We start from the raw sequence: 3,953 nt of genomic DNA, 5'->3' as shown, positions 1-3,953 counted from the left end.
TCTGATGTCAACGTCTACAGACCCAGAGGAAAGTCCTCCGATTGAGTCTGTCCAATACCTCATTGACCAAGGGCTGGATATCAACGCAATTGATAGCTATGGCTATACGCCACTGATTTATGCTGTACGACAACAAAATATTGAAGGAATGCGGCTGTTACTGGAAAATGGAGCTGATGAGTTAATTGAACACCGAGCAAGTGATGATGCAACACCTTTGAATATGGTGTTTGATAGCAAACCCTATCGGTATGAAATTATGAAACTATTGCTTGATTTCGGTGCTGATCCTGATGCTAAAACAGAAAAGGGAAAATCAGTCCGAGAGCTTGTTAACTTACTCGATGATATGGATCCTAAGATTATTGAATTAGTCAGTCATTACTAAATAAAGCCCAATCATAAGTAAAGCTATTGTTTAAAACGGAACCGATTCAGAGTCGCATGATGTCGTGGCTCTTTTTGTATCAGCCCTTTTCCTGCAAAATCAGGGCTTGCAAAGATAGTCAATATGTTTAAAAATCAAGCAAACCTTAAATTAGGCACTTCATTGTTGTTCATGTAAGTATATGATTATTCAAAACAATTGCGTGTAGCAATGTGTGTATAAAATTGGTTTTTTTAATAAGCAAAACTTCAATTAATTTCAATAAAATCATTTAGTTATAATTGGCGTTAAATAATTCACGGATGATTTTTCAGCTATCTCCTAACAAAAAATCTTGAGCAGGATGCGAATCAATCCGCCCCTAATTACGTGCGCTGAACTCAAAAAGATGCTTTTGGTTCCTTTTGCATCCATCAAAAGGAACTGGGGCGCAGTCGGAGATGGCAATGAGATCGGAGAAAGTCATTGCGCACCAAACCACAGAGCCACCATTTCTCCCCCCAAACACCTGCATCACAAGTTTTATCTTCCTAGCCTTTGGCTCCCAAGAGAGACTCAGGAACAACTGAATGCCATGTCGGCTTTAGATATTGATATGCAACAAGGATTTCATTGCGCTACCGGAACGAATCGTTTCTCTACCCTTTATTCGTTGCAGATCACACCAATTTTATAAATTTATAAGTAATTAGTGATCGATTTAAAAAATTACAAACAAATTGAGATCGTTCCCAAAAAATAAATGTATATTCCATATCGAATCGGATGTAAAACAGTCTGATTGAATAAAAAACATACAGAAATGGTGTTGATCCACATTATTTCTCGTTGGGAACGTTTGCAGCAAACTCGACCCGAAATATAATGTCTCATGTGGAGAAAAAGAATGAAATCAAGAACTAAATTAGCAGTATCGATTGCCTGTGCTTTGCTTCCCGCACATTTTGCGATGGCGGCGCAAACAGACTTATCCTCTTTAGAATCAAGAATCTCTGAACTGGAAAGTAAGCTGGCAAAAACAGAACAAACCGCGCAAGAAGCAAAAAAAGATGCTTCTGCATTTGAATTCACCGGGTATGCTCGCAGCGGGCTTGTAATTAATGACAACCTGAATGGTGCTCAAAATACGGGCGTTAATGCAATGACTTTCGCCGGGAAGCTCGGAGGTCATATTGGCCGACTAGGCATTGAAGATGACACTTATGTCGAAAGTAACCTTATTCACCGTCGTACAGCTGACAATGGTTCATCCGCCTACTATAAAATTATGATTGCTGACAGTCAGGAAAGCAAAAACGCATGGACTGATAGTGACAGCATTAACGTTCGACAAGCTTTTGCCGAATTTTCGAATCTGAGTTCATTTAAAGATAGTGATACTTTTAGAGATGCAAAAATCTGGGCAGGTAAACGATTTGACCGAGACAATTTTGATATCCACTTCATTGATTCAGATATTGTTTACCTTTCTGGTACGGGGGCCGGCGTCTACGATGTCAAACTTGGAGAAAACTGGAAAACAAATTTCTCCATATATGCTAGAGATTTTGACACCGTCAATAGTAAAGACATTGAAGACTATGTCGTTACTATGAATAACCATATTGGCAATTGGCAAGTTATGTTGAATGGCATGATTGCTAAGGATAATAATGATAGCACAGATACATCTGAACATGCCGAGTATGGTGAACATGCTTTAGTTGCGTATCACGCTGATAGTTTTTATGGTATGAGCGAAGGCTTTTCTAAAACGGGTGTTCTTGTAGGTCATGGACTGGGTGCTCAAGTTAAAGAACTTGGTAGTGAATCAACATTGACTGATGATGCAACTGCGGTACGTGTATTTACCTTTGGTGTTACTCGTCTTTCAGATAACTGGCGTATTGCACCAGCTTTCATGGCCGAATATAGTCAAGATCGCTACGCTAAAGGTGACAAATACATGTGGGAAACTTTGAACGTTCGTCTTGCTCAAGAGTTTACTGACAATTTTGAAATGGTTTATGAAGGTACATACCAATACATGGATCTAGATAATGCGTCTAGTAAAGTTCAAGGTAGTTTCTACAAAGCGACAGTTGCTCCAACCTTTAAACTGTCTACTGCCGGTGGTTTCTTTGATCGTCCGGAAATCCGTTTCGCAGTTAGTTATGTTGACTGGAGTAGTGATCTAAACGACAGCTATACAATTAATGGTTCAACAATGACCTTTGGCGATGGTGGTGAAACCCTATTCGCTCTGCAAATGGAAACTTGGTTCTAAGTTTTCCTTTATATACCACGCCTTTTTATTTTCAGCCCACCTCCGGTGGGCTTTTTTCTATAAGTCTCCTGCGCGCCAGTGACTCTTGCCAAGATGCAAGCGTGACCAGAAGATCTTTTTGTTTGGCTTGGTTGTGTGCTTCCCAGCCTCCGGCTCCCAAATTTGACGCACAATCAGTGTCAGTGATACAGAGTAATGAAAGGATGTTCTACGGCTAGGTATTGTCTGAAAACTGTTCGCTTACCAATCGAAACGTTAGCCCAAACCGTTAGATTATTTCAGGTGGTTTTGTGGTAATTGAGATTGTCCCAATACAGCAACGACGAGGATAAAACCATCTTCCTTTGTAAAATAAGTAGTATGTTCCCCAATCGGAAAGTAAAACCCGTTACTGTATATCTCATGGCAACTTCGTCCCAAGCCTGGGTTATCAGCGAGCATTTGAAAGCCAGAGAGTAGTGTTTCTTTGTAGCGTTGCCACTGAAGTTCAGAAAAGTGGTTGATGGTATAATTTTTTACTTTGCGTAAATGAGCTTGAGCTAGATTGCTTAGTCTATATTGGTTATGGTGCATATTTCTTATTACAGCTCACTCAAAAAGTCTTTACCATCAACGGTATCATCTTTTGCTAAGTCATCTTTGGCGGCGATGAAGCAGTGTTTGAGGTACTCAGCTTTCATCATCTCAAGTTCCTCGTAGTCATGTATAGACATAACGACAACCGCATCTTTACTATTTTTACTGATCTTAATTGGCTGACGTTGAGCATTTAAAAGCAACTCACCAAAATTTCGTTTAGCGTCATTTGCTGTTAATGTCCGCATAACTTAGTCTCCACAGTTTTAAATCTAATCAGAGTATAGCTTTTAGAACGAAATGGTCAATCCGATTAAATCATGCGAAATGTGCGAAAGTTTTGTGATTGATGAAGTCTGAGTGCTTTACGTTTTTATCTTCCCAGCTTTCAGCTCCCAAATTTGACGCACAATCAGCGTCAGTGATTTCAGAGGCATCAGTGTTCTGTGCGCCAGTTACTCTTGCCAAGATGCAAGCGTAACCAGAAAATCTTTTTTTGTTTGGCTTGGTCGCACGTTGTCCAGAACCGGCTTTTACGGACGTCCTGCCCGGAAAAGCTTAAAATTCATCCATGAATGATTTTCTTGGTTTGGTGGTTGATTTGAATGGAGTGAAACATTCTTAAAAAGTCAATTTGGTCACTGAACTCAGGGTGAAAAATCATGGATGATTTTTCAGGATTGCTTGAGCAGGATGCGAATCAATCCGACCCTGATTACGCGC

4 protein-coding genes are annotated in these 3,953 nt (G+C 40.0%); 2 read left to right on the top strand and 2 right to left on the bottom strand.

What is annotated here, in order from left to right; all coding sequences use genetic code 11:
* Together AC55NX_RS20450 and AC55NX_RS20445 are read left to right on the top strand one after the other, a co-directional pair.
* On the top strand, positions 1–388 hold a 388-nt coding region (locus tag AC55NX_RS20450), incomplete at its 5' end, for an ankyrin repeat domain-containing protein (protein WP_496997409.1).
* An 886-nt stretch (positions 389–1,274) separates the two neighbouring features.
* A complete protein-coding gene (locus AC55NX_RS20445; RefSeq protein ID WP_496997408.1) occupies positions 1,275–2,654 on the top strand; it encodes a carbohydrate porin in 1,380 nt (459 codons plus the stop codon).
* A 273-nt stretch (positions 2,655–2,927) separates the two neighbouring features.
* Here the strand turns inward: AC55NX_RS20445 and AC55NX_RS20440 are convergent, their stop codons facing one another.
* Together AC55NX_RS20440 and AC55NX_RS20435 are read right to left on the bottom strand one after the other, a co-directional pair.
* Complete coding sequence (locus AC55NX_RS20440; protein WP_496997407.1) at positions 2,928–3,227, bottom strand: type II toxin-antitoxin system RelE/ParE family toxin; 300 nt, start codon at positions 3,225–3,227, stop codon at positions 2,928–2,930.
* An 8-nt stretch (positions 3,228–3,235) separates the two neighbouring features.
* Complete coding sequence (locus tag AC55NX_RS20435) at positions 3,236–3,478, bottom strand: type II toxin-antitoxin system Phd/YefM family antitoxin (protein WP_496997406.1); 243 nt, start codon at positions 3,476–3,478, stop codon at positions 3,236–3,238.
* Positions 3,479–3,953 lie beyond the last annotated feature (475 nt).

The organism is Vibrio rubrogenes (genome assembly GCF_059641415.1).
Note: the sequence above shows the minus strand (reverse complement) of the source record. Positions and strands in the feature narration are given on the sequence as shown.